The sequence below is a fragment of the Ancylobacter lacus genome (assembly GCF_018390635.1).
GTDB lineage: Bacteria > Pseudomonadota > Alphaproteobacteria > Rhizobiales > Xanthobacteraceae > Ancylobacter > Ancylobacter lacus.
Genome location: NZ_JAHBGE010000051.1, coordinates 168111 through 190432, shown reverse-complemented (window position 1 = coordinate 190432; position 22322 = coordinate 168111). Strand labels below are relative to the sequence as shown.

At 67.5% G+C, this 22322-nt stretch carries 18 protein-coding genes; all 18 read left to right on the top strand.

Going from position 1 to position 22322, the window contains the following annotated elements; all coding sequences use genetic code 11:
• Positions 1-2 precede the first annotated feature (2 nt).
• The 18 genes from KHC27_RS13575 to bamA all read left to right on the top strand — a co-directional run bounded on the left by KHC27_RS13575 (position 3) and on the right by bamA (position 22241).
• Complete coding sequence (locus KHC27_RS13575) at positions 3-752, top strand: biotin--[acetyl-CoA-carboxylase] ligase (RefSeq protein WP_213339907.1); 750 nt, start codon at positions 3-5, stop codon at positions 750-752.
• Positions 753-826: 74 nt separating this feature from the next.
• Complete coding sequence (locus tag KHC27_RS13570; protein WP_213339906.1) at positions 827-2449, top strand: ribonuclease J; 1623 nt, start codon at positions 827-829, stop codon at positions 2447-2449.
• 28 nt (positions 2450-2477) lie between these two features.
• Positions 2478-2882, top strand: coding sequence for a methylmalonyl-CoA epimerase (gene mce / locus KHC27_RS13565; RefSeq protein ID WP_213339905.1), 405 nt, complete (start codon positions 2478-2480; stop codon positions 2880-2882).
• A gap of 24 nt (positions 2883-2906) precedes the next feature.
• Entirely contained in the window at positions 2907-3179 is a 273-nt protein-coding gene (locus tag KHC27_RS13560; RefSeq protein ID WP_213339904.1) for a DUF1467 family protein, read from the top strand.
• A 392-nt stretch (positions 3180-3571) separates the two neighbouring features.
• Positions 3572-4648: a GDP-mannose 4,6-dehydratase gene (gene gmd / locus KHC27_RS13555; RefSeq protein ID WP_213339903.1), complete on the top strand. Its 1077-nt coding sequence runs from the start codon at positions 3572-3574 to the stop codon at positions 4646-4648.
• Positions 4648-5592, top strand: coding sequence for a GDP-L-fucose synthase (gene fcl / locus KHC27_RS13550; RefSeq protein WP_213339902.1), 945 nt, complete (start codon positions 4648-4650; stop codon positions 5590-5592). The genes gmd and fcl overlap by 1 nt, the downstream gene beginning before the upstream one ends.
• Before the next feature lie 184 nt (positions 5593-5776).
• Positions 5777-7099 carry a proline--tRNA ligase gene (gene proS, locus KHC27_RS13545; RefSeq protein WP_213339901.1) on the top strand — a complete coding sequence of 441 codons (1323 nt, stop codon included), beginning with the start codon at positions 5777-5779 and terminating at the stop codon, positions 7097-7099.
• 173 nt (positions 7100-7272) lie between these two features.
• Complete coding sequence (locus KHC27_RS13540) at positions 7273-8496, top strand: lipoprotein-releasing ABC transporter permease subunit (protein WP_246519929.1); 1224 nt, start codon at positions 7273-7275, stop codon at positions 8494-8496.
• A 5-nt stretch (positions 8497-8501) separates the two neighbouring features.
• Entirely contained in the window at positions 8502-9194 is a 693-nt protein-coding gene (locus KHC27_RS13535) for an ABC transporter ATP-binding protein (protein ID WP_213339899.1), read from the top strand.
• A 322-nt stretch (positions 9195-9516) separates the two neighbouring features.
• Entirely contained in the window at positions 9517-12954 is a 3438-nt protein-coding gene (gene dnaE / locus KHC27_RS13530; protein WP_213339898.1) for a DNA polymerase III subunit alpha, read from the top strand.
• A 221-nt stretch (positions 12955-13175) separates the two neighbouring features.
• Positions 13176-14174 carry a 30S ribosomal protein S2 gene (locus KHC27_RS13525; RefSeq protein ID WP_213339897.1) on the top strand — a complete coding sequence of 333 codons (999 nt, stop codon included), beginning with the start codon at positions 13176-13178 and terminating at the stop codon, positions 14172-14174.
• 120 nt (positions 14175-14294) lie between these two features.
• Entirely contained in the window at positions 14295-15218 is a 924-nt protein-coding gene (gene tsf, locus KHC27_RS13520) for a translation elongation factor Ts (protein WP_213339896.1), read from the top strand.
• 133 nt (positions 15219-15351) lie between these two features.
• Positions 15352-16083: a UMP kinase gene (pyrH, locus tag KHC27_RS13515; protein WP_213339895.1), complete on the top strand. Its 732-nt coding sequence runs from the start codon at positions 15352-15354 to the stop codon at positions 16081-16083.
• Positions 16084-16136: 53 nt separating this feature from the next.
• Positions 16137-16688: a ribosome recycling factor gene (gene frr / locus KHC27_RS13510; protein WP_213339894.1), complete on the top strand. Its 552-nt coding sequence runs from the start codon at positions 16137-16139 to the stop codon at positions 16686-16688.
• Positions 16689-16743: 55 nt separating this feature from the next.
• The gene (locus tag KHC27_RS13505) at positions 16744-17526 is read left to right on the top strand and encodes an isoprenyl transferase (protein WP_213339893.1); all 783 of its coding nucleotides are present in this window, start codon (positions 16744-16746) and stop codon (positions 17524-17526) included.
• A 5-nt stretch (positions 17527-17531) separates the two neighbouring features.
• Entirely contained in the window at positions 17532-18341 is an 810-nt protein-coding gene (locus tag KHC27_RS13500; protein WP_213339892.1) for a phosphatidate cytidylyltransferase, read from the top strand.
• A 139-nt stretch (positions 18342-18480) separates the two neighbouring features.
• Complete coding sequence (gene rseP / locus KHC27_RS13495) at positions 18481-19629, top strand: RIP metalloprotease RseP (RefSeq protein ID WP_213339891.1); 1149 nt, start codon at positions 18481-18483, stop codon at positions 19627-19629.
• Positions 19630-19844: 215 nt separating this feature from the next.
• On the top strand, positions 19845-22241 hold the full coding sequence (gene bamA, locus KHC27_RS13490) for an outer membrane protein assembly factor BamA (protein WP_213339890.1): 2397 nt from the start codon (positions 19845-19847) through the stop codon (positions 22239-22241).
• Positions 22242-22322: the final 81 nt, after the last annotated feature.

Below are 22322 nucleotides of genomic sequence, written 5' to 3'. Positions count from 1 at the left end.
GGATGGGGAGGGGTCCCCGGACGCCGGTTCTCCGTTTCCCGGACATCGGCTCGACCAATGTCGAGGCGTTGTCCCGGGCCTCGGGCACCGCGCCGCTCTGGGTGGTAGCGGAGCGGCAGACCAACGGCAGGGGGCGGCGCGGCCGCCCCTGGTCGTCTCCGGTCGGCAATCTCTATGGCTCGCTGCTGCTGGTGGATGCCGGGCCGCCGGCCCGGCTGCCCGAGCTGTGCTTCGTCGCCGCGCTGGCGCTCTACGACGCCGTGCGCGCCGTGACCTTCCTCGATCCGCTCCGCGTCGATCTCAAATGGCCCAATGACGTGCTCGTCGACGGTGGCAAGCTCGCCGGCATATTGATCGAGGGCACGGTGCGGCCGGACGGGCTCAACGCCACCGTCATCGGTTTCGGTGTCAATTGCAGCCATTTTCCCGAGGATACGCCCTATCGCGCCACCAGCCTCGCCGCCGCCGGTTGTCCGACCGAGCCGGAGGCGTTGCTGGCGTCGCTGGACGCCGCCATGCTAAAGCGTCTTGAGCAGTGGGATCGTGGCGCCGGCTTCGCCGTGCTGTGCGAGGATTGGTGCCGGCACGCGTCCGGCCTGGGTCGGCCGGTCACGGTCCGGCTGGGCCATCGCGAGACCGGCGGCATCTTCGAAGCGCTGGATGCAAACGGTGCCATGGTTCTGCGCCACGCGGACGGGACGCGGGAAACGATCAATGCCGGCGACGTATTTCCGTCGGTGCATGTGGGTTGACGAAAGGCTGTTGAGTGGTCGCTCTGCCGGATGAAGTTGTGTTCGCCGCCCTCGGGGGCGTCGGCGAGATCGGAATGAACCTCGGCATTTACGGGTTCGGTCCGGTGAATCGGCGGCAGTGGCTGGTGGTCGATCTCGGCGTGTCGTTCGCCGGCCCGGACGTTCCCGGTGTCGATCTCATCATGCCGGATGTGCGGTTTCTCGAAAAACAGCGCGAGAACATCGTCGGCCTGGTTCTCACCCATGGTCATGAGGACCATGTCGGGGCTCTGGTCGACCTGTGGCCGCGGCTCGGCTGCCCGGTCTACACCACGCCCTTTACCGCCGCGCTGGCGGAGGCGCGCCGGCTGGGCGAGCCGGGAGCGCCGAAGATTCCCTTCCATGTCGTGCCTTCGGGCGGGCGGGTGACCATCGGCCCGTTCGACGTCGAGTTCGTGCCGGTCGCGCATTCGATTCCCGACAGCCATGCGCTGGCGCTGCGCACGCCGCTCGGCCTGTTCGTCCATACCGGCGACTGGAAGATCGACCCCACCCCGGTGGTCGGGAACGTCACCGATCCCGCCCGCTTCACCGCGCTGGGCGAGGAGGGGGTGCGGGCGATCATCTGCGATTCGACGAATGCCACCCGCGACGGCGTGTCCCCCTCCGAGGTGGATGTCGGCGCCGTCTTGACCGAGATCATCCGCAACGCCCGGAACCGGGTGGCGGTGACGACCTTCGCCTCGAATGTCGCGCGTATCCGCTCGGTCGCCGAGGCCGCCCACGCCAACGGCCGGGAGGTGGTGCTGGTCGGCCGGGCCATGGAGCGCGTCATCACGGTGGCCCGCGAGCAGGGGCTGCTGAACGGGTTGCCCGCGTTCCGCTCGGTGGAAGCCTATGGCTATCTTCCCCGCGACAAGGTCGTGGCGATCCTGACCGGCAGCCAGGGCGAGCCGCGGGCAGCGCTGGCGCGCATCGCCGACGACGACCATCCCGAGATCGCGCTCTCGCCGGGCGACACCGTCATCTTCTCCTCGCGCACCATTCCCGGCAATGAGCGGGCGGTGAATCGCATCATCAACGCGCTGATCCTCGACGGCGTCGAGGTGGTGACGGATCGCAATGCCCTGATCCATGTGTCTGGCCATCCCCGCCGCGGCGAGATGGAGCAGATGTATGGCTGGCTGCGCCCGGAAATTTCGGTGCCGGTGCACGGCGAGCCGCTGCATCTGTCGGAGCATGCCGACCTCGCCCGCCGCATGGGGGTGAAGCATGTGGTGCGGCTGGTCGACGGCGACCTCGTGCGTCTGGCCAGTTCCGACGCCTCGCTTGGCCCCGAGGTGGTGGACGAACTTCCGGTCGGGCGGCTGCTGAAGGACGGACACGTCCTGATCGATTCCGCGGACCGCGCCATCCAGGAGCGGCGCCGGCTCTCGGTGTCCGGCATCATCTCCGTCGCCGTGGCGATGACGGCCAAGGGCGAACTGGCGGGCGATCCGGTGATCGACCTGTCCGGCCTGCCGGAATTCGATTCCCGCGGCAAGGAGATCGGCGAAGTGATAGAGGTCGCGGTGCTGGACTGCCTCGACGGACTGCCGAAGCCGCGCCGGCGCGATCCCGACGCGGTGTCGGAATCGCTCACCCGCGCGGTGCGCGGCGCGGTGAACGCGGTGTGGGGCAAGAAGCCACTCTGCCATGTGCTCGTGATCACGGTATGAAGGCGTTCCGTACAACGGAGCGCTTGCCATGATCGGCCGCCTGAACCATGTCGCCATCGCCGTCCGCGATCTCGATGCCGCCAGCGCGCGCTACCGCGACACCCTCGGCGCGCGGGTGTCCGCGCCGCTGGCGCTGCCCGAGCATGGGGTGGTCACGGTCTTCGTGGAGCTGCCGAACACCAAGATCGAGCTTCTCGCCCCGCTGGGCGAGGCCTCGCCGATCGCCACCTTCCTGGAGCGCAACCCGGATGGCGGCATCCACCACATCTGCTGCGAGGTGGACGACATCCAGGCGGCGCGGGATCATCTCCTGAGCGCCGGCGCCCGGGTTCTCGGCACGGGCGAGCCCCGCATCGGCGCGCATGGCAAGCCGGTGCTGTTCCTGCACCCCAAGGATTTCTGCGGCACGCTGCTCGAACTCGAGCAGGCGTGAACGTCCTAGTTCCGGGAGCCCGCCATGATTCTCAGCATGACGACCTATGTCGCCATCTACTTCATCATCTGGTGGACACTGCTGTTCGCCGTCCTGCCCTGGGGCGTGCGCTCCCAGCGGGAAGAGGGTGACGTGTCGGATGGAACCGAGCCCGGCGCCCCCGCGCGCCCCCAGCTGCTGCGCAAGGCCCTCGTGACCACGGTGCTGTCCGCCGTGCTGGTGGTGGCGCTGGCCTATGGAATCGAGAGCGGGCTGCTGCACCTCGACATGTTCCCGATGCCGTTCGAGGTGAAGTAGAACGCTGGTCGATCGGCCGCGCCGGCGCGTGTCGCCTCTCTGGTATTTGGAATGCCAGGATTGAAGGCAAAAAAAGAGGCGGAACCGAAGTTCCGCCTGCTCTTTATTCCGCGCCACCAACCCGGTTCTGTTGCGTTTGGCAATCTGCCGGGGGGCTTTCTTCTACACTCTTCCTCCCGAGACCCGAGCCGATCGTCGCAACTAGACGCGACGGCGGACCCCTTTCTTAGTGATCGCACCTTAGAGCAAAGCTGGCGGGCTTGTCATCCTTGCGTTGCAATAGATCGTTTGTGCAATGCGGCATCAGGGGCGGCCGGGGTCGCGGGCGATGGCCGGCCGCCATGCTTGATAACTCCCGGGTTCTTCGCTAAGCCACCGTTTCAGATAAAGGAATGGGGTGCGCGTTGGTCAAAAAAACAGCCTTGATTTCGGGTGTGACGGGCCAGGATGGTGCCTATCTCGCGCGGTTGCTGCTCCAGAAGGGATATACCGTTCATGGAATCAAGCGGCGCTCGTCTTCATTCAATACCGAGCGGATCAACGACATCTACCGCGACCCGCACGAGGTCAGCTCGCAGTTCCATCTTCATTACGGGGATATGACGGATTCGACCAACCTGATCCGCATCATCCGTGAGACCCAGCCCGACGAGATTTACAATCTTGCCGCGCAGAGCCACGTGCAGGTTTCCTTTGATACCCCGGAATACACCGCCAACGCCGATGGAATCGGCACGCTGCGCATGCTGGAGGCCATCCGGCTGCTCGGCATGGAAAAGCGGGTCCGGTTCTACCAGGCGTCGACCTCGGAGCTGTACGGGCTGGTGCAGGAAGTCCCGCAGCGTGAGACCACGCCGTTCTACCCGCGCAGCCCCTATGCCGCGGCCAAGCTCTATGCCTACTGGATCGTGGTGAACTACCGCGAGGCCTACGGCATCCACGCCTCGAACGGCATCCTGTTCAACCACGAGAGCCCGTATCGCGGCGAGACCTTCGTGACGCGCAAGATCTCCCGTGCCGCCGCGGCGATCAGCCTCGGCAAGCAGGACAAGCTCTATCTCGGCAATCTCGACGCCCGGCGCGACTGGGGCCATGCCCGCGAATATGTCCGCGGCATGTGGCTGATGCTCCAGCAGGAGGCGCCGGACGACTATGTCCTCGCCACCGGCGAGACGACCGAGGTGCGTCAGTTCGTGACCTGGGCGTTTGCGGACGCCGGCATCGAGATCGAATGGCAGGGTTCGGGCGTCGAGGAGCGCGGCATCTGCCGGCGCACGGGCCGGGTGGTGGTGGAGGTCGATCCCCGCTACTTCCGGCCGACCGAGGTCGATCTGCTCATCGGCGACCCGTCCAAGGCCCATCAGAAGCTGGGCTGGCGGCACGAGACCCCGGTGCGCGAGCTTTGCCGCGAGATGGTGATGGCGGATCTCGACATCATGCAGACATCGGCCGTGATCGGAGACGCCTGATGTATGATCTGACGGGCAAGAAAGTCTGGGTGGCGGGCCATCGCGGCATGGTCGGCAGCGCGCTGGTGCGCCGGCTGGCGAGCGAGGCCTGCACGGTCCTGACGGCCGATCGCGGCCGGGTCGATCTGCGGGATGCGGCGGCGGTGAGCGCCTTCGTCGCCGCGGAGAAGCCGGACGCCGTCATCATCGCCGCCGCCAAGGTCGGCGGCATTCTGGCGAACGACAGCTATCCCGTCGATTTTCTCTACCAGAACCTCATGATCGAGGCGAACATCTTCCACGCCGCGCACGAGAGCGGCGTCGGCAAGCTGCTGTTCCTCGGTTCCTCCTGCATCTACCCCAAATTCGCGGAACAGCCGATCCGCGAGGACTCGCTTCTCACCGGCCCGCTGGAGCCGACGAACGAGTGGTACGCCATCGCCAAGATCGCCGGCATCAAGCTCGGGCAGGCCCATCGCAAGCAGTATGGCGACGACTACATCTCCGCCATGCCGACCAACCTTTACGGGCCGGGCGACAATTTCAACCTGAACTCCAGCCACGTCGTTCCCGCGATCATCCGCAAGGCCCATGAGGCCAAGACCAGCGGCGCGCGCGAGCTGGTGGTGTGGGGCACGGGCACGCCGCGGCGCGAATTCCTGCATTGCGACGACTGCGCCGATGCGCTCGTGTTCCTCCTGAAGAACTATTCCGGCTACGAGCATGTGAATGTCGGCTGCGGCGAGGACCTGACCATCCTCGACCTGACCCGGATGATCTGCCGGGTCGTCGGTTTCGAGGGCGAAATCGTCCACGATCTCTCCAAGCCGGACGGCACGCCGCGCAAGCTGATGAGCGTGGACAAGCTGTTCGGCATGGGCTGGCGGCCGCGCATCGAGCTCGAAGCCGGCCTTGCCGGTGCCTATGACTGGTTCCTGACGCATCACGCCGCCGACGCGGCCTGATCCGGCGCCGAACCGCGGCGCGCCGGCAGCCCTCCGGGGCGAATTGACGGGGGCGTGATGGCGCAATGGCGCCGTCACCCCAGCTTGCGCGCTGCGAAAGCCTTGTCTTTTCCCGGCCGATCCGGTTTCACTCGGGCCTGTCCAGGGCCGGGCGATCCCGTCCGCCGAATCGCGAGTTCTTCTGATGCGCCTGTCCCGCTACTTCCTGCCCATCCTGCGCGAAGTCCCCAAGGAGGCGGAGATCGTATCGCACCGCCTCATGCTGCGGGCCGGCATGATCCGCCAGGAGAGCGCCGGCATCTATGCCTGGCTGCCGCTCGGCAAGCGCGTGCTCGACAAGATCTGCGGCGTCATCCGCGAGGAGCAGAATCGCTCCGGCGCCATCGAGATCATGATGCCGACCATTCAGTCGGCCGATCTCTGGCGCGAGAGCGGCCGCTACGACGACTACGGCAAGGAGATGCTCCGCATCAAGGACCGCCACGAGCGCGACATGCTCTACGGTCCGACCAATGAGGAGATGCTCACCGAGATCGTGCGGGCCTATGTGAAGTCCTACAAGGACCTGCCGCTGAACCTCTACCATATCCAGTGGAAGTTCCGGGACGAGGTCCGCCCGCGCTTCGGCGTCATGCGCTCGCGCGAGTTCCTGATGAAGGACGCCTACTCGATCGACCTCGACTTCGAGAACGCGGTCGTGGCCTACAACCGGATGTTCGTCGCCTATCTGCGGACCTTCGCCCGGCTCGGGCTCAAGGCGATCCCGATGGTGGCGGATACCGGCCCGATCGGTGGCAACCACAGCCACGAATTCATCATCCTCGCCTCCACCGGCGAAAGCGAGGTGTTCTGCCACGCCGACTATCTCGACATGGCGACGCCCGGTTCGGATGTCGACTTCCGCGATCCCGCCGCGCTGCAATCCATCGTCGACCGCTGGACCAGCCTTTATGCGGCCACGGAAGAGAAGCATGACATCGGTGCCTTCGAACAGGTGCCGGAAGGCCGGCGCCTGTCCGCCCGCGGCATCGAGGTCGGTCACATCTTCTACTTCGGCACCAAATATTCCGAGCCCATGGGCGCGAAGGTTACCGGACCGGACGGCGTCGAGCGGCCCGTGCACATGGGCTCCTACGGCATCGGCCCTTCGCGCCTCGTCGCCGCCATCATCGAGGCGTCCCATGACGAGAACGGCATCATCTGGCCGGAGGCCATCGCGCCGTTCCGGGTCGGCATCCTGAACCTCAAGGCGGGCGACCCCGCCACCGACGCCGCCTGCGACGACCTTTACGCCGAGCTGCAGGCGCGCGGCATCGATGTGCTCTATGACGACACCGACGAGCGTCCCGGCTCCAAGTTCGCCACCGCCGACCTCATCGGCCTGCCGTGGCAGATCATCGTGGGGCCGAAGGGCCTTGCTGCCGGCACGGTCGAGGTGAAGCGTCGCGCCGACGGCTCGCGCGAGACGCTGCCGCTCCAGGCGGCGCTGGCGCGCATTCTGGAATGAACGGGGAGACGGCGGAGACTTCCATGGCGGCAAACAGCAACACCGCGGTGCCCGCCGGCACCGAGTCTGCCCCCGCCGCACGGGAGCGTCCGCCGAAGACGTCGCGCCCGGCGTCCAGCACCGCCTCCGACGGCGGGCCAACCGGAACGCGGGCCTTCAGCGCGTATGAATGGATGCTCTCGCTGCGCTACCTCCGGGCGCGCCGCAAGGAGGGCTTCATCTCCGTTATCGCCGGCTTCTCCTTCCTCGGCATCATGCTGGGGGTGGCGACGCTGATCATCGTCATGGCGGTGATGAACGGCTTCCGCACCGAGCTGCTCTCCAAGATCCTCGGGCTGAACGGCCACATGCTGGTGCAGCCCATCGACACCCCGCTGACCGACTACGACGCCGTCGCCAAGCGCATCGCCGGCGTGCCGGGCGTCAAGCTCGCGGTGCCGCTGGTGGAAGGGCAGGCGCTGGCCTCCTCCGCCTATGGCGCGAGCGGCGTTCTGGTGCGGGGCCTCTCGGAGGCGGACCTGCGGGCGCTGCCCTCGATCGGCAGCAATATCCGCATGGGCACGCTGGAGGGATTCGACACCGGGGCGGGCCTCGCGATCGGCAAGCGGCTCGCCGACCAGCTCTCGGTGCGGGCCGGCGACAACATCACCCTCGTGGCCCCGCGCGGGGCGGTGACGCCGATGGGAACCACCCCGCGCATCAAGGTCTACAAGGTCGCGGCGGTGTTCGAGATCGGCATGTCGGAATATGACAGTGCCTTCGTCTTCATGCCGCTGTCGGAAGCGCAGGCCTATTTCAACAAGGATGGCGACGTCACCGCCATCGAGGTCTACACCGACAATCCCGACAAGATCGCGCAGTACCGGACCGAGATCGACAAGGCCGCGCAGCGGCCGATCTACGTGATCGACTGGCGCCAGCGCAACGCCACCTTCTTCAACGCGCTGCAGGTCGAGCGCAACGTGATGTTCCTCATCCTCACGCTCATCGTGGTGGTGGCGGCGTTCAACATCGTCTCCGGCCTCAACATGCTGGTGAAGGACAAGGGCCGCGACATCGGCATCCTGCGCACCATGGGGGCGACGCGGGGCTCGATCATGCGCATCTTCCTCGTCACCGGCGCCTCGATCGGCGTGTTCGGCACGCTGGCCGGCTTCCTGCTCGGGCTCGTCGTCTGCCTCAACATCGAGGAAATCCGCCAGTTCATCTCCTGGCTGACCGCGACCGAGCTGTTCTCCCCGGAGCTCTATTACCTCAGCCGCCTGCCGGCGGAGATGAATGCCGGGGAAACGCTCTCGGTGGTGGTGATGGCGCTGGTGCTGTCGTTCCTCGCCCCGCTCTACCCGTCCTGGCGCGCCGCGCGCCTCGATCCGGTGGAAGCGCTGCGTTACGAGTGAGGCCGATGAGCTATTCCGCCAATGTCGCGCTGCGCCTTGAGGCTCTCGAACGCCGCTATCCTCAGGGCAGCGGCACGCTCGACATCCTGCAGGGGGCGAACCTCGTGGTGCATGAGGGGCAGTCCGTCGCGCTGGTGGCGCCCTCGGGCACCGGCAAGTCGACCCTGCTGCACATTGCCGGCCTGCTGGAGCACCAGGACGCCGGCGAGGTCTATCTCGGCGAGCGGCCGACCGCCGGGCTGCCCGACAGCGAGCGTACCCGCATCCGCCGGCTCGACATCGGCTTCGTCTACCAGTTTCACCATCTCCTGCCGGAATTCTCCGCCGCGGAGAATGTGATGCTGCCGCAGATGATCCGCGGTCTGAGCAAGAAGGAAGCGAGCCGGCGGGCCGCCGAGCTTCTGACCTATCTCGGTCTCGGCCAGCGGCTGAAGCATCGGCCGGGCGAGCTTTCCGGCGGCGAGCAGCAGCGCGTCGCCATCGCCCGCGCGGTCGCCAACGCCCCGCGCGTGCTGCTGGCGGACGAGCCGACCGGCAATCTCGACCCGCGCACCTCGGCCCATGTGTTCGGTGCGCTGTCGCAGCTGGTGGAGGCGACCGGCCTTTCCGCCATCATCGCCACCCACAACCTCGATCTCGCCGCCCAGATGCACCGCCGCGTCACGCTGCGGGACGGCCTCATCGTCGAATTGGATTAGACTGATCGGATTCACGCTCGGGTAACCACACCCCGGAACGGACGGGGAACATTGGTTGACTCCTGTACATAACGGGAACAGTGTTCTCCCTATGTTCCAGGGGAGGACTACCCGATGATCCGCATCTTTCTTCGCGAAGTCGCTGCGCTCGCCTCCATCGGCTTCTTCCTCGCCATGGTCGGCATGTGGGCCGGGGTGTTCGCCGGCGTGTGAGGATAGCGGGGACCGCGCCGGGTCGAGGCTGGACGCGCCGGGGGCCTGTCCCTGACACTTGAGGGCTGCGCCGCGCGAGTCGCGGCGAAACCGCAGGGAGAATTTGCGAATGGCCGAGGCCGATGTCGGATTCGTGCATCTTCACCTGCATTCCTCCTACTCGCTGCTGGAAGGCGCGCTGACGATCGGCCGGCTGGCCGAACTCGCCAAGAAGGACCGCCAGCCGGCGCTGGCGCTGACCGACACCGGCAATCTGTTCGGCGCGCTGGAATTCTCCGAGAAGATGGCCGGCTCCGGCATCCAGCCGATTCTCGGCTGCACGCTGGCGCTGGATTTCGGCGACCAGCAGCGCACCCGGGCGCTGGCGAGCGGCGGGCTGCCGCGCATCGTGCTGCTGGCGGCCAGCGAGGAAGGCTGGCGCAACCTGATCGCGCTGGTGTCGCGCTCCTATCTCGAGACCTCGGCGGACAACCAGCCCCATCTCGCGCTCGATTGGCTGGCGCCGGCCTCGGCCGGTCTCATCGCACTGACCGGCGGTCCCACCGGCCCGATCGACCGCGCGCTGGCGGCCGGCGCCGCCGATGTCGCGGAGGAGCGGCTGGCCCGGCTTTCCGCCCTTTTCGGCGACCGGCTCTATGTCGAGATCCAGCGCCACGGCGCGGCGGAGGAGCGGGCGGTGGAGGGCGACCTCATCGCGCTCGCCTATCGGGCGGCGCTGCCGCTGGTGGCGACCAACGAGCCGTTCTTCGCCACGCAGGAGGATTACGAGGCCCATGATGCGCTGATCTCGATCGCCGAGGGCAAGCTCGTCTCCGATCCCGACCGCCGCCAGCTCACCCCGGAGCACCGCTTCCGCACCCGCGCGGAGATGGGCGTGCTGTTCGCGGACCTGCCGGAAGCGCTTGCCAACACGGTGGAGATCGCCCGGCGCTGTGCCTATCGGCCGCGCACGGTGAAGCCGATCCTGCCGCGCTTCACGCTGGAGCGGGACGAGGCGGAAGAGCTGCGCCTGCAGGCGCAGGAGGGGCTCGCCGCCCGGCTCGCCGTGCACGGCCCGGCGCCCGGGCTGGCGCTGAAGGACTATGAGGACCGGCTCGCCTTCGAGCTGAGCATCATCGAGAAGATGAAGTTCCCCGGCTATTTCCTCATCGTGTCGGACTTCATCAAATGGGCGAAGGCGCACGACATCCCGGTGGGGCCGGGCCGCGGTTCGGGCGCGGGGTCGCTGGTGGCCTATTCCCTCACCATCACCGACCTCGATCCGCTCCGGTTCGGCCTGCTGTTCGAGCGCTTCCTCAACCCCGAGCGCGTCTCGATGCCGGATTTCGACATCGACTTCTGCCAGGACCGCCGCGACGAGGTGATCCGCTATGTGCAGGAGCGCTACGGCCGCAACCAGGTGGCCCAGATCATCACCTTCGGTACGCTGCAGGCCCGCGGCGTGCTGCGCGACGTCGGCCGGGTGCTGGAAATGCCCTATGGCCAGGTCGACAAGCTCTGCAAGCTGGTGCCGCAGAACCCCGCCAATCCGGTGACGCTGGCCCGCGCCATCGAGGACGAGCCGCGCCTCCAGGCGGAGCGCGACGCCACCCCGGTGGTGAAGCGGGCCTTCGACATCGCGGTGCGGCTGGAGGGTCTGAACCGCCACGCCTCCACCCACGCCGCCGGCATCGTCATCGGCGACCGGCCGCTGTCGCAGCTCGTGCCGCTCTACCGCGACCCGCGCTCCGACATGCTGGTGACGCAGTACAACATGAAGTGGGTGGAGCAGGCCGGGCTGGTGAAGTTCGACTTCCTCGGCCTCAAGACCCTTTCCGTGCTGCAGACGGCGGTGCGCCTCGTCGCCCAGCGCGGCATCCGGCTCGACCTCTCCACCATCCCGCTCGACGACAAGAAGAGCTACGACATGCTGACCCGCGGCGAGACGGTCGGCGTGTTCCAGGTGGAAAGCGCGGGCATGCGCCGCGCGCTGGTGGACATGAAGCCGGACCGGCTGGAGGACATCATCGCGCTGGTCGCGCTCTACCGCCCGGGCCCGATGGCCAACATTCCGGTCTATTGCGCGGTGAAGAACGGCCACGAGAAGGCCGCCTATGCCCACCCCGCGCTCGAGGCCAGCCTGAAGGAGACCTACGGCGTCATCATCTACCAGGAGCAGGTGATGCAGATCGCGCAGACCCTCTCCGGCTACTCGCTGGGCGAGGCGGATCTGCTGCGCCGCGCCATGGGCAAGAAGATCCGCGCCGAGATGGACAAGCAGCGCGAGCGCTTCGTCGACGGCGCGGTGGAGCGGGGCGTGCCCAAGGCGAAGGCCTCGGAAATCTTCGACCTGCTCGCCAAATTCGCGGATTACGGCTTCAACAAGAGCCACGCCGCGGCCTATGCGCTGGTCGCCTATCAGACCGCCTACATGAAGGCGAACTACACCACGGAATTCCTCGCCGCCTCGATGACCTACGAAATGTCGAACACCGACAAGCTCGGCGAATTCCGGCAGGAGGCGCAGCGGCTGGGCATCGAGGTGGTGGCGCCGTCCGTCAACCAGTGCGGCCGCGACTTCCAGGTGAAGGAGGGCAAGATCCTCTATGCGCTGGCGGCGGTGAAGGGCGTCGGCGGCCAGGCGGTGGATGCCATCGTCGAGGCGCGCGGAGATCGCCCGTTCCGCAGCCTCGCCGACTTCGCCGACCGCATCAATGCGCGGGCGCTGAACAAGCGCACGCTGGAAAGCCTCGTCAATGCCGGCGCGTTCGACTGCATCGAGCCGAACCGCGCCCGGGCGCTGGCGGCGATCGATTCGGTCCTCGCCCATGCCGCCAAGCGTGGCGCCGATGCCGCGGTCGGCCAGAACGACATGTTCGGCAGCGGCCCGGCCGCGACCAGCCTGCCCCTGCCCAATGTCGCGCCGTGGCTGCCGGCGGACCGGCTGAAGCGGGAATATGATGCGATCGGCTTCTTCCTCACCGGCCATCCACTCGATGATTACGCCAAGGCGCTGGAGCGGTTGCGGGTGCAGCGCTGGAGCGATTTCCAGCGCTCGGTGCGCGCCGGCGCCTCCGCCGGCCGGCTGGCGGCGACCGTGGTGAGCCGGCAGGAGCGGCGCACCAAGACCGGCACGAAAATGGGAATCGTCGGCCTTTCCGACCCCTCCGGCCAGTTCGAGGCGGTGATCTTCTCGGAAGGACTCGCGCATTTCCGCGAGGTGCTGGAGCCGGGCAAGGCATTGCTGCTGCATGTCTCCGCCGAACTGCAGGGCGAGGATGTGCGCGCCCGCATCCAGACCGCCGAACCGCTCGACGCCGCCGCCTCCAAGATGCAGAAGGGCCTGCGCATCTTCCTGCGCTCGCCCGACCCGCTCGACAGCCTCGCCACCCAGCTCGGGCCCATGGCGACCGGGCGCGGGGAGGGGGAGGTGGCCTTCGTGCTGCTGGTCGGCGAAAGCGGCGGCACCGAGGTCGAGATCAAGCTGCCGGGCCGTTTTTCCATCTCGCCGCAGATCGCCGGCGCGCTGAAGGCGGTGCCCGGCGTGGTGGCGGTGGAGGCGCATTGAGCCGGGCGATGCCGCGCCGGAGGGCGACGGCTTGCGCGCGGGCGCCCTCTCCCTTATAAGCCGCGCCATTCCGCACGCGGACCGCGTGCCGGCATCCTTGTCCCATGCGTCTGGCGCGCACGCGCCACGGCGGGGAACAGAAGGGCCGGCCATCCGGTGCCGGACCGGCATTCCGCCGGCTCGGCCATGTCCGCGGAGGCTCAACCGGACGAGAAACGACCATGGCGCTTCCTGACTTCACCATGCGCCAGCTCCTCGAAGCTGGCGTGCATTTCGGGCATCAGTCCCACCGCTGGAACCCGAAGATGGCCCCCTTCATCTTCGGCACCCGCAACAACATCCACATCCTCGACCTCGCCCAGACCGTGCCCTCGCTGCACCGCGCGCTGCAGGCGGTGTCGGACACCGTCGCCCGTGGCGGCCGCGTGCTGTTCGTCGGCACCAAGCGTCAGGCCGCGGATGCGGTGGCGGATGCGGCGCGCCGCTCGGCCCAGTATTATGTGAACTCCCGCTGGCTCGGCGGCATGCTCACCAACTGGAAGACCATTTCCCACTCCATCGCCCGGCTGAAGAAGCTCGAAGAGCTGCTCAATGCCGGCGAGGGCGTCGGCTACACCAAGAAGGAGCGCCTGACGCTCCAGCGCGAGAAGGAAAAGCTCGATCGCGCCCTTGGCGGCATCCGCGACATGGGCGGCCTGCCGGACCTGCTGTTCGTGATCGACACCAACAAGGAAGACCTCGCGGTCGCCGAGGCCCGCCGCCTCGGCATCCCGGTCGCGGCGATCCTCGACACCAACTGCGACCCCGACGGCATCGCCTTCCCGGTTCCGGGCAATGACGACGCCGGCCGCGCGATCAACCTGTACTGCGACCTCGTCGCCCGCGCCGCGATCGACGGCATCGGCCGCGCCCAGGGCGATTACGGCATCGACATCGGCGCCTCCGAGGTGCCGCTGGTCGAGGAACTGCCGGGCGAGTCGATCTGGCAGAGCTTCGAGCCCCTCTCCGGGCCGCGCGGCATCGCCGACGACCTGAAGAAGCTGACCGGCGTTTCGCCCGAGATCGAGAAGAAGCTGACCGATCTCGGCATCTTCCACTTCTCGCAGATCGCCGCCCTCGACCCGCAGGACGCCCACCGCCTCGGCGAAGAGGTCGGTCTGCCGGGCCGTGTCGACGGCTGGGTGGCGCAGGCCAAGGAACTGACCGCCGAAGTCGAGTGAGCCTCGCTCTTCGGTAAGGCCGGCGCCTCGGTGCCGGCACTGGGAACGCACGGCCGGCCCGGAACCCTCCGGCCGGCCGTGCCGTCGAATAAGATACGCAATTCGTGCGAGGAACGTGACATGGCCAACATCACCGCGGGCATGGTGAAAGAGCTCCGCGACAAGACCGGCGCGGGCATGATGGACTGCAAGGCCGCGCTGGGCGAGGTCGAGGGCGACATCGAGGCCGCCATCGACTGGCTGCGCAAGAAGGGCCTTGCCAAGGCGGCCAAGAAGGCCGGCCGCGTCGCGGCGGAAGGTCTGATCGGACTCGCCACCGCCGGCACCAAGGGCGTGGTCGTGGAGGTGAACTCCGAGACCGACTTCGTCGCCCGCAACGAGCAGTTCCAGGGCCTGGTCCGCGGCATCGCCGGCGTCGCGCTCGCGACCGGCGACGATGTCGAGGCGATCAAGGCCGCGGCCTTCCCGGCCGGCGGCACGGTGGCGGAAGCCATTTCCAGCGCCATCGCCACCATCGGCGAGAACATGAACCTGCGCCGCGCCAAGGAGCTGTCGGTCGGCGAGGGCGTGGTCGCGTCCTACCTGCACGGCTCCGTGGGCGAAGGTCTCGGCAAGATCGGCGTGCTGGTCGCGCTGGAATCGGCTGGCAAGGCCGACGAGCTGGCCGCGCTGGGCCGGCAGATCGCGATGCATGTCGCCGCGGCGAACCCGCAGGCGCTCGACGCTGCCGGCGTCGATGCCGACGTGGTGGCCCGCGAGCGCGACGTGCTGGCCGACAAGGCCCGCGCCACCGGCAAGCCGGACAACGTGGTCGAGAAGATCGTCGAAAGCGGCCTGAAGACCTTCTTCAAGGAAGTCACCCTGCTCGATCAGGCCTTTGTGCACGATCCCTCCAAGACCGTCGCCCAGGCGGTGAAGGAGAGCGAAGGCAAGGTGGGTGGCGCCATCCGCGTCGCCGGCTTCGTCCGCTTCGCCCTCGGCGAGGGTGTGGAGAAGCAGGAAAGCGACTTCGCCGCCGAAGTCGCCGCCGCCGCCGGCCACTGAGCACGGGTTTCCGTGGAAAAGCACGCCGGCGGCAGGAAATCTGCCCCGGCATGCCCTATTCTGCTGCGGTGCAGCATGCGCGGTGCGTTGCGACCCACCGCGCGTCTTTCCGAGACAGACCAGGGGGTTGAACGTGACGGTTCGTGAAGAAGGCGAGCTTGCCCACAAGCGTGTGCTGGTCAAGGTCTCCGGCGAGGCGCTGATGGGCAGCGAACCGTTCGGCCTGCACTGGCCGACGATCGAGCGGATCGCCCAGGATCTGGTGGAGGCCCGTCTCACCGGCGCCGAGATCGCCGTGGTGGTCGGGGGCGGCAATATCCTGCGCGGCGCCCGGGTCGCGAGCGACGGGCTCGACCGCGCCACCGCCGACCATATGGGCATGCTGGCGACGGTGATGAACGCGCTGGCGCTGGAGAAGGCGATCGAGTTCGCCGGCAGCCCGGCCCGCACCCTCTCCGCCATCCCGATGCCGACGATCTGCGAACCCTATGCCCGTCAGCCCGCCCTGAAGCATCTGGCGCGCGGGCGCATCGTGCTGCTCGCCGGCGGCACCGGCAATCCCTATTTCACCACCGATACCGGCGCGGTGCTGCGCGCGGCCGAGCTGCAATGCGACGCGGTGATGAAGGCGACCAATGTCGACGGCGTCTACACCGCCGATCCCAAGACCGACCCCACCGCCACGCGCTATGACCGCCTGACCCATGACGAGGCTCTGGCCAAGGACCTCAAGGTGATGGACGCGGCGGCCTTCGCGCTTGCCCGCGAGGCCCGGTTGCCGATAATCGTCTTCTCGATCCGCGAACCGGGTGCGATCGCGTCCGCCATTCGCGGGGAGGGCCGGGCGACGACCGTCGCGCCCTGAGCCTCTCGCCCCGGGATTTCCCGAGACCGCCAAACGACACGAACGAGGGCGATATGACCGACGTTGCCGACCTCAAGCGCCGCATGCAGGGCGCCATCGGTGTTCTCAAGCACGAGCTCGGCGGGCTGCGCACGGGCCGGGCCTCGGCCAGCCTCCTTGAGCCGATCCAGGTGGACGCCTACGGGTCGCACATGCCGCTGAGCCAGGTGGCCTCGATCAACGTGCCGGAGCCCCGGCTGCTCTCGGTGCAGGTGTGGGACCGGGGCATGGTGAGCGCCGTCGAGAAGGCGATCCGCAATTCCGATCTCGGCCTCAACCCGCAGGCCGAAGGCCAGGTGATCCGGGTGCGGATTCCCGAACTGACGCAGGACCGCCGCCAGGAGATGGTGAAGGTCGCGCACAAATATGCCGAGGCGGCCCGGGTGGCGGTGCGGCATGTGCGGCGCGACGGTCTCGATTCGCTGAAAAAGGCGGAGAAGGACGGCGAAATGAGCTCGGACGATCTGGATCGTCTCGCCGATCAGGTGCAGAAAGCAACGGACGGCGCGATCGCCGAGATCGATCAGGTTCTGGCCGGCAAGGAGAAGGAAATCCTTGCCGTCTGACCGTCGACGCATCGAGGCCGGGTTTTGGGGAGGGGGACGCGGGTCCTCCGGTATCATGTCGAAGGGCGAAGCTCCGCACGGCGTCAATGTCCATGCGTCGACGTCGGAGGTTGCCTCCCTCGGCGCCCCCCCACCTCGGCATGTCGCCATCATCATGGACGGCAATGGCCGCTGGGCGAAGTCCCGCAGCCTGCCGCGATTCGAGGGGCATCGCCGGGGCGTCGAGGCGGTCCGCCGCACGGTGGAGGCGGCGCGCGACCTCGGCATCGAGGCCCTGACCATCTACAGCTTTTCCAGCGAGAACTGGTCGCGGCCGCAGAGCGAGATCGCCGACCTGATGGGGCTGCTCAAGCGCTTCATCCGCAATGACCTCGCCTCGCTGCACGCCCGAAATGTCCAGGTCCGCATCATCGGCGAGCGGCCCGAGCAGGCGCCGGACATCGCCCGGCTGCTGGACGAGGCGGAGGCGCTGACGTGTGGCAATACCGGGCTGAAGCTGGTGGTCGCCTTCAACTACGGCGCCCATAACGAGATTGCCCGCGCGGTGCAGCGTCTGGCCGGGGATGTCGCCGCCGGCCGCCTCGCGCCGGGCGACATCACGCCGGAACGTATTTCCGCGGCGCTGGACACGGCGGGCCTGCCGCCGCTCGATCTCGTGATCCGCACCAGCGGCGAGCAGCGCCTGTCGAATTTTCTGCTGTGGCAGGCGGCCTATGCCGAGCTGGTGTTCCAGCCGGTGCTCTGGCCGGATTTCGATCGCGATTGCCTCGAGCAGGCCATTGCCGAGTTTCACCGCCGCGAACGCCGTTTCGGCGGCCTCGCCTCGTCGGGGCGCTGAGGATTTTGACGCTCGGCAAGGATTTCCTGCCGCGGCTCGGCTCGGCGCTGGTGCTCGCTCCCGTCGCCCTGTTCGCCGCCTATGCCGGCGGCTGGCTGTTCACCGGCTTCCTCGGGCTGGCGGCGCTTCTGGTGCTGTGGGAATGGGTGGTGATGACCGCCGCGCGGCCGAAGCGGCCGGTGCTGGCGTTCGCGGGGCTGTCGCTGGCCGCGGCCGCCGGGCTGACGCAGTGGCAGGGGGTGGCCGCCGGGCTGGCGGCGCTCGGGCTCGGGGCGGCGCCGCTGGCGCTCGTCGCCGAGCGGCGGGTGTGGGCGCTCGCCGGGCTTGCCTATGCCGGGGCCGCCGTGGTGCCGGCGGTGGCGCTGCGGCAGGACCCCGCCGCCGGCGGCGTGGCGCTGTTCTGGCTCTTCGCCGTGGTCTGGGGCACCGACATCGCCGCGTATTTCTGCGGCCGGCTGATCGGCGGGCCGAAGCTGTGGCCGCGCGTGAGCCCCAACAAGACCTGGTCCGGGGCCATCGGTGGCACGGTGGTGGGGACGGCGGCGGGGCTGCTGGCGGTGTCGGCGTTCGGCGTGCCGGCGACGCCGGCCCTGCTGGCGGTAGGCGTGCTGGCGAGCATCGCCAGCCAGGGCGGCGATCTCTACGAGTCCGCGATGAAGCGGCATTTCGGCTGCAAGGATTCCAGCGCGCTGATTCCCGGCCATGGCGGGCTGATGGACCGGCTCGACGGCTTCGTGGCCGCCGCTCTGGTGGCGCTGGTGATCGGCGTGCTGCGCAATCCCCAGTCTCCGGCGAGCGGGCTGCTGGGGCTTTGACGCAGCGGCCGCGCCATCTGCGGCCGGACGATGCGCCCCCTCATTGCCGGCGCGGCCGGTTTTGCGCATCTTTGCCGCAAAGCCGCCGTACTGACGGGGTGGTCATGCAGGAGCCCCGTTGGGCGAGAGGAAGCTTGTGATGGACGTTGTGGTCGCGGCGGGTGGTCAGATCCACTGGATACTGGGCTACATCATCCCCTTCCTGTTCGTGCTCACGGTGGTGGTGTTCTTTCACGAACTCGGCCATTTCTGGGTCGCGCGGCGCGCCGGGGTGAAGATCGTCGCGTTTTCCATCGGCTTCGGACCGGAGATCGCCGGTTTCAATGACCGCCACGGCACCCGCTGGCGTCTGGCCGCCATCCCGCTCGGCGGCTTCGTGAAGTTCCACGGCGACGACAACGCCGCCAGCGCGCCCGACCGCGACGCGGTGGCGCGGATGACCCCGGAGGAGCGGGAGGGCAGCTTCTTCCACAAGTCCGTCGGTGCGCGCGCCGCCATCGTGGCCGCGGGGCCGATCGCCAATTTCCTGCTCGCCATCGCGATTTTCGCCGGCCTGTTCATGACGGTGGGCCGGCAGGTGATGACGCCGGTGGTGGACGCGGTGCAGACCGGCAGCGCCGCCGAGCGCGCGGGCTTCCAGCCCCACGACCTCATCCTCAGCATCGACGGCACGCCGATCGAATCCTTCAGCGACATGCAGCGCGTCGTCAGCGCCAGCGCCGGGCAGCAGCTCAGCGTCGTCGTGCGTCGCGAGGGGGAGGGCGAGGTGACCCTGACCGCGGTGCCCGACCGCCGCGAGATCAAGGACAGCTTCGGCAATGTCCACAATATCGGCATTCTCGGCATTTCCCGTTCCGCCGAGAATGGCGGGGCGGTGACGCAGACCTATGGCCCGGTGACGGCGGTCGGCATGGCGGTGAAGGAAGTGTGGTTCGTGGTCGACCGCACCTTCAGCTATCTCGGCGGGGTGGTGTCGGGACGGGAATCGCCGGACCAGCTCGGCGGCCCGATTCGCATCGCCCAGGTGTCGGGGCAGGTGGCGACGTTCGGCTTCGCCGCGCTGCTGCAGCTCGCGGCGGTGCTGTCGGTTTCGATCGGACTTCTTAACCTCTTCCCGATACCCTTGCTCGACGGTGGTCACCTGGCCTTCTACGCGGTCGAGGCGCTGCGGGGCCGGCCCTTGAGCGAGCGCGCGCAGGAGGTCGGTTTCCGCATCGGTCTCGCTTTGGTGCTGATGCTCATGCTGTTTGCGACATTCAACGATATCCTCAACATTTCAAAATCTTGAGGGGCGAGAGCGGGTGGCGTTGCCCGGAGGCAACGCCACCCGGAAAAGGCGCGGACCGAGGGGCGGCTCGGTTTGCAGGTGCAGCAAAAGTCTGTACAAACAAGTCCGCAGGGTGAGAGTCCGTGCAGCTTTTCGCTTGTGCGAAGCTGTGCCGATACCAGAACAACGGTAAGGTTGCGCACCACATGGCTGCTCGTGTCCGGTTTGTGAGTAAGATGGTGTCCGTGAGTGGCGTGTGCCTCGCCACGGCGGTCACTGGGGTCGCCGGATCCATCGCCCTTCCGCCGCAGAGCGCCTTTGCCCAGAGCGCCAGCTCCATCATCGTCGAGGGCAACAAGCGGGTGGATGCCGACACCATCCGCGCCTATTTCACGCCCCCGGCCGGCCAGAAGCTGGACGCCGCCCGCATCGACGAGGCGTTGAAGAGCCTTTACGCGACCGGCCTGTTCTCCGACGTGCGCATCAGCAACCGGGGCGGCCGCATGGTCGTCACCGTGGTCGAGAACGAGGTGATCAACCGCGTCGCCTTTGAGGGCAACAAGAAGATCAAGGACGAGCAGCTCGCCTCCGAGGTGCAGTCGAAGCCGCGCAGCCCGTTCAACAAGGCCACCGTCCAGGCCGACACCCAGCGCATCATCGAGCTCTATCGCCGCGCCGGCCGCTACGACGTCCGCGTCGAGCCGAAGACCATCGACCGCGGCGAGGGCCGGGTCGATCTGGTGTTCGAGATCAACGAGGGCGAGAAGCTCGGCATCTCCAAGATCGTCTTCGTCGGCAACAAGGCCTTCTCCGAATACAAGCTCAAGGACGAGCTGACGACCACCGAGTCGAACTGGCTGTCCTGGCTGAAGAACACCGACGTCTATGACGTCGACCGCATCAATGCCGACCAGGAGCTGCTGCGCCGCTTCTACCTGAAGAACGGCTATGCCGATTTCCGCATCGTGTCGGTGTCGGCCGACCTCGACCGCAAGACCGGCGGCTTCATCCTGACCTATGTGCTCGACGAGGGTCAGCAGTACCGCTTCGGCACGATCGACGTCGTCTCCAACATCAAGGACGTCGACCCGGCTTCGATCCGTTCCGCGCTCCGCGTCCAGCAGGGCCAGGTCTATAACGCTGAGCTGGTCGAGAAGTCGGTCGAGAACGCCACCATCGAGGTGTCGAAGAGCGGCTATGCCTTCGCGCAGGTCCGCCCGCGCGGCGACCGCAACTTCGAGGCCCGCACCATCTCGCTCGTCTTCACCGTGGAAGAGGGGCCGCGCGTCTATATCGAGCGCATCGAGGTGCGGGGCAACACCCGTACCCGTGACTGGGTGGTGCGCCGCGAGTTCGATCTCGGCGAAGGCGACGCCTATAACCGCGTTCTGGTCGACCGCGCCGAGCGCCGGCTGCGCAATCTCGGCTTCTTCAAGACCGTCAAGATCACCAACGAGCCGGGCTCGGCCCCGGATCGCGTGATCCTCGTGGTGGATGTCGAGGATCAGCCGACCGGCGAGTTCGCCGTTTCGGGCGGCTACTCCACCAGCGACGGCTTCATCGGCGAAGTCGCGATCACCGAGAAGAACTTCCTCGGCCGCGGCCAGTATGTCCGCCTGTCGGGCACGCTGGGCGAGAACACGCAGGGCGTGGAGTTCAACTTCACCGAGCCCTACTTCCTCGACTATCGCGTCGCCGCCGGTTTCGACCTGTTCTACAAGGATACCTCGGCGACCAGCACCAGCCCGTACGACACCAACACCGCCGGTGGTACGCTGCGCCTCGGCCTGCCGCTGACCGACGAGCTGACGCTGGGCTTGCGCTACACGCTGTCGACCAAGGAAGTCACGGTCAGCAGCGACTACAACTACAATGTCTCGTGGGCGATTCTCGAGGTGGACGGCGATCCGGCCCTCACCTCGGCCATCGGCTACACCCTCTCCTACAACATGCTCGACAATAACCTCGATCCCACCTCGGGTTACCTGATCGAGTTCAAGCAGGATCTCGCCGGCCTCGGCGGCGATGTCGACTACATCCGCTCCACCTTCGACGCCCGCGCCTATTACCCGCTGTTCGGCGATTTCGTGCTGATGCTGCGCGGTCAGGCGGGTAACGTCTCCTCGTGGGGCGGCGAGCAGCTGCGCATCCTCGACAACTTCTTCAAGGGCCCCGATCTGGTCCGCGGCTTCGCCTCGAACGGCATCGGCCCGCGCGACCTTGCCTCGGGCGGCGACGGCACCGACCCGACCGCGCTCGGCGGCACGCTCTACTGGGGCACGACGGCGGAACTGCAGTTCCCGCTCTCCTTCCTGCCCAAGGAAGCGGGCCTGAAGTTCGCGGTGTTCGCCGACGCCGGTTCGCTGTGGGACTACCAGGGCAACACCACCTTCCAGAATGTGTCGGGCTGGGAAAACAACCTGACGGACTGCTCGCAGATCTCCGGCTCCAAGACCCAGGGCTGGGCGAATGTCTGCGTCGCCGACAGCGACATGGTTCGCTCCTCGGTGGGTATGAGCCTGATCTGGAAGTCGCCCTTCGGTCCGCTGCGCTTCGACTATGCGTGGGCGCTCACCAAGGAAAGCTACGATCAGACCCAGGCCTTCCGCTTCTCCGGCGGCACCAAGTTCTGATCTCCGGCCATCCGTGTATAAGGTCATGGCGGCCCGGTCTTCCGGGCCGCCTGTCTGTTTGAGAGCGCCGTCCGGTTCCCG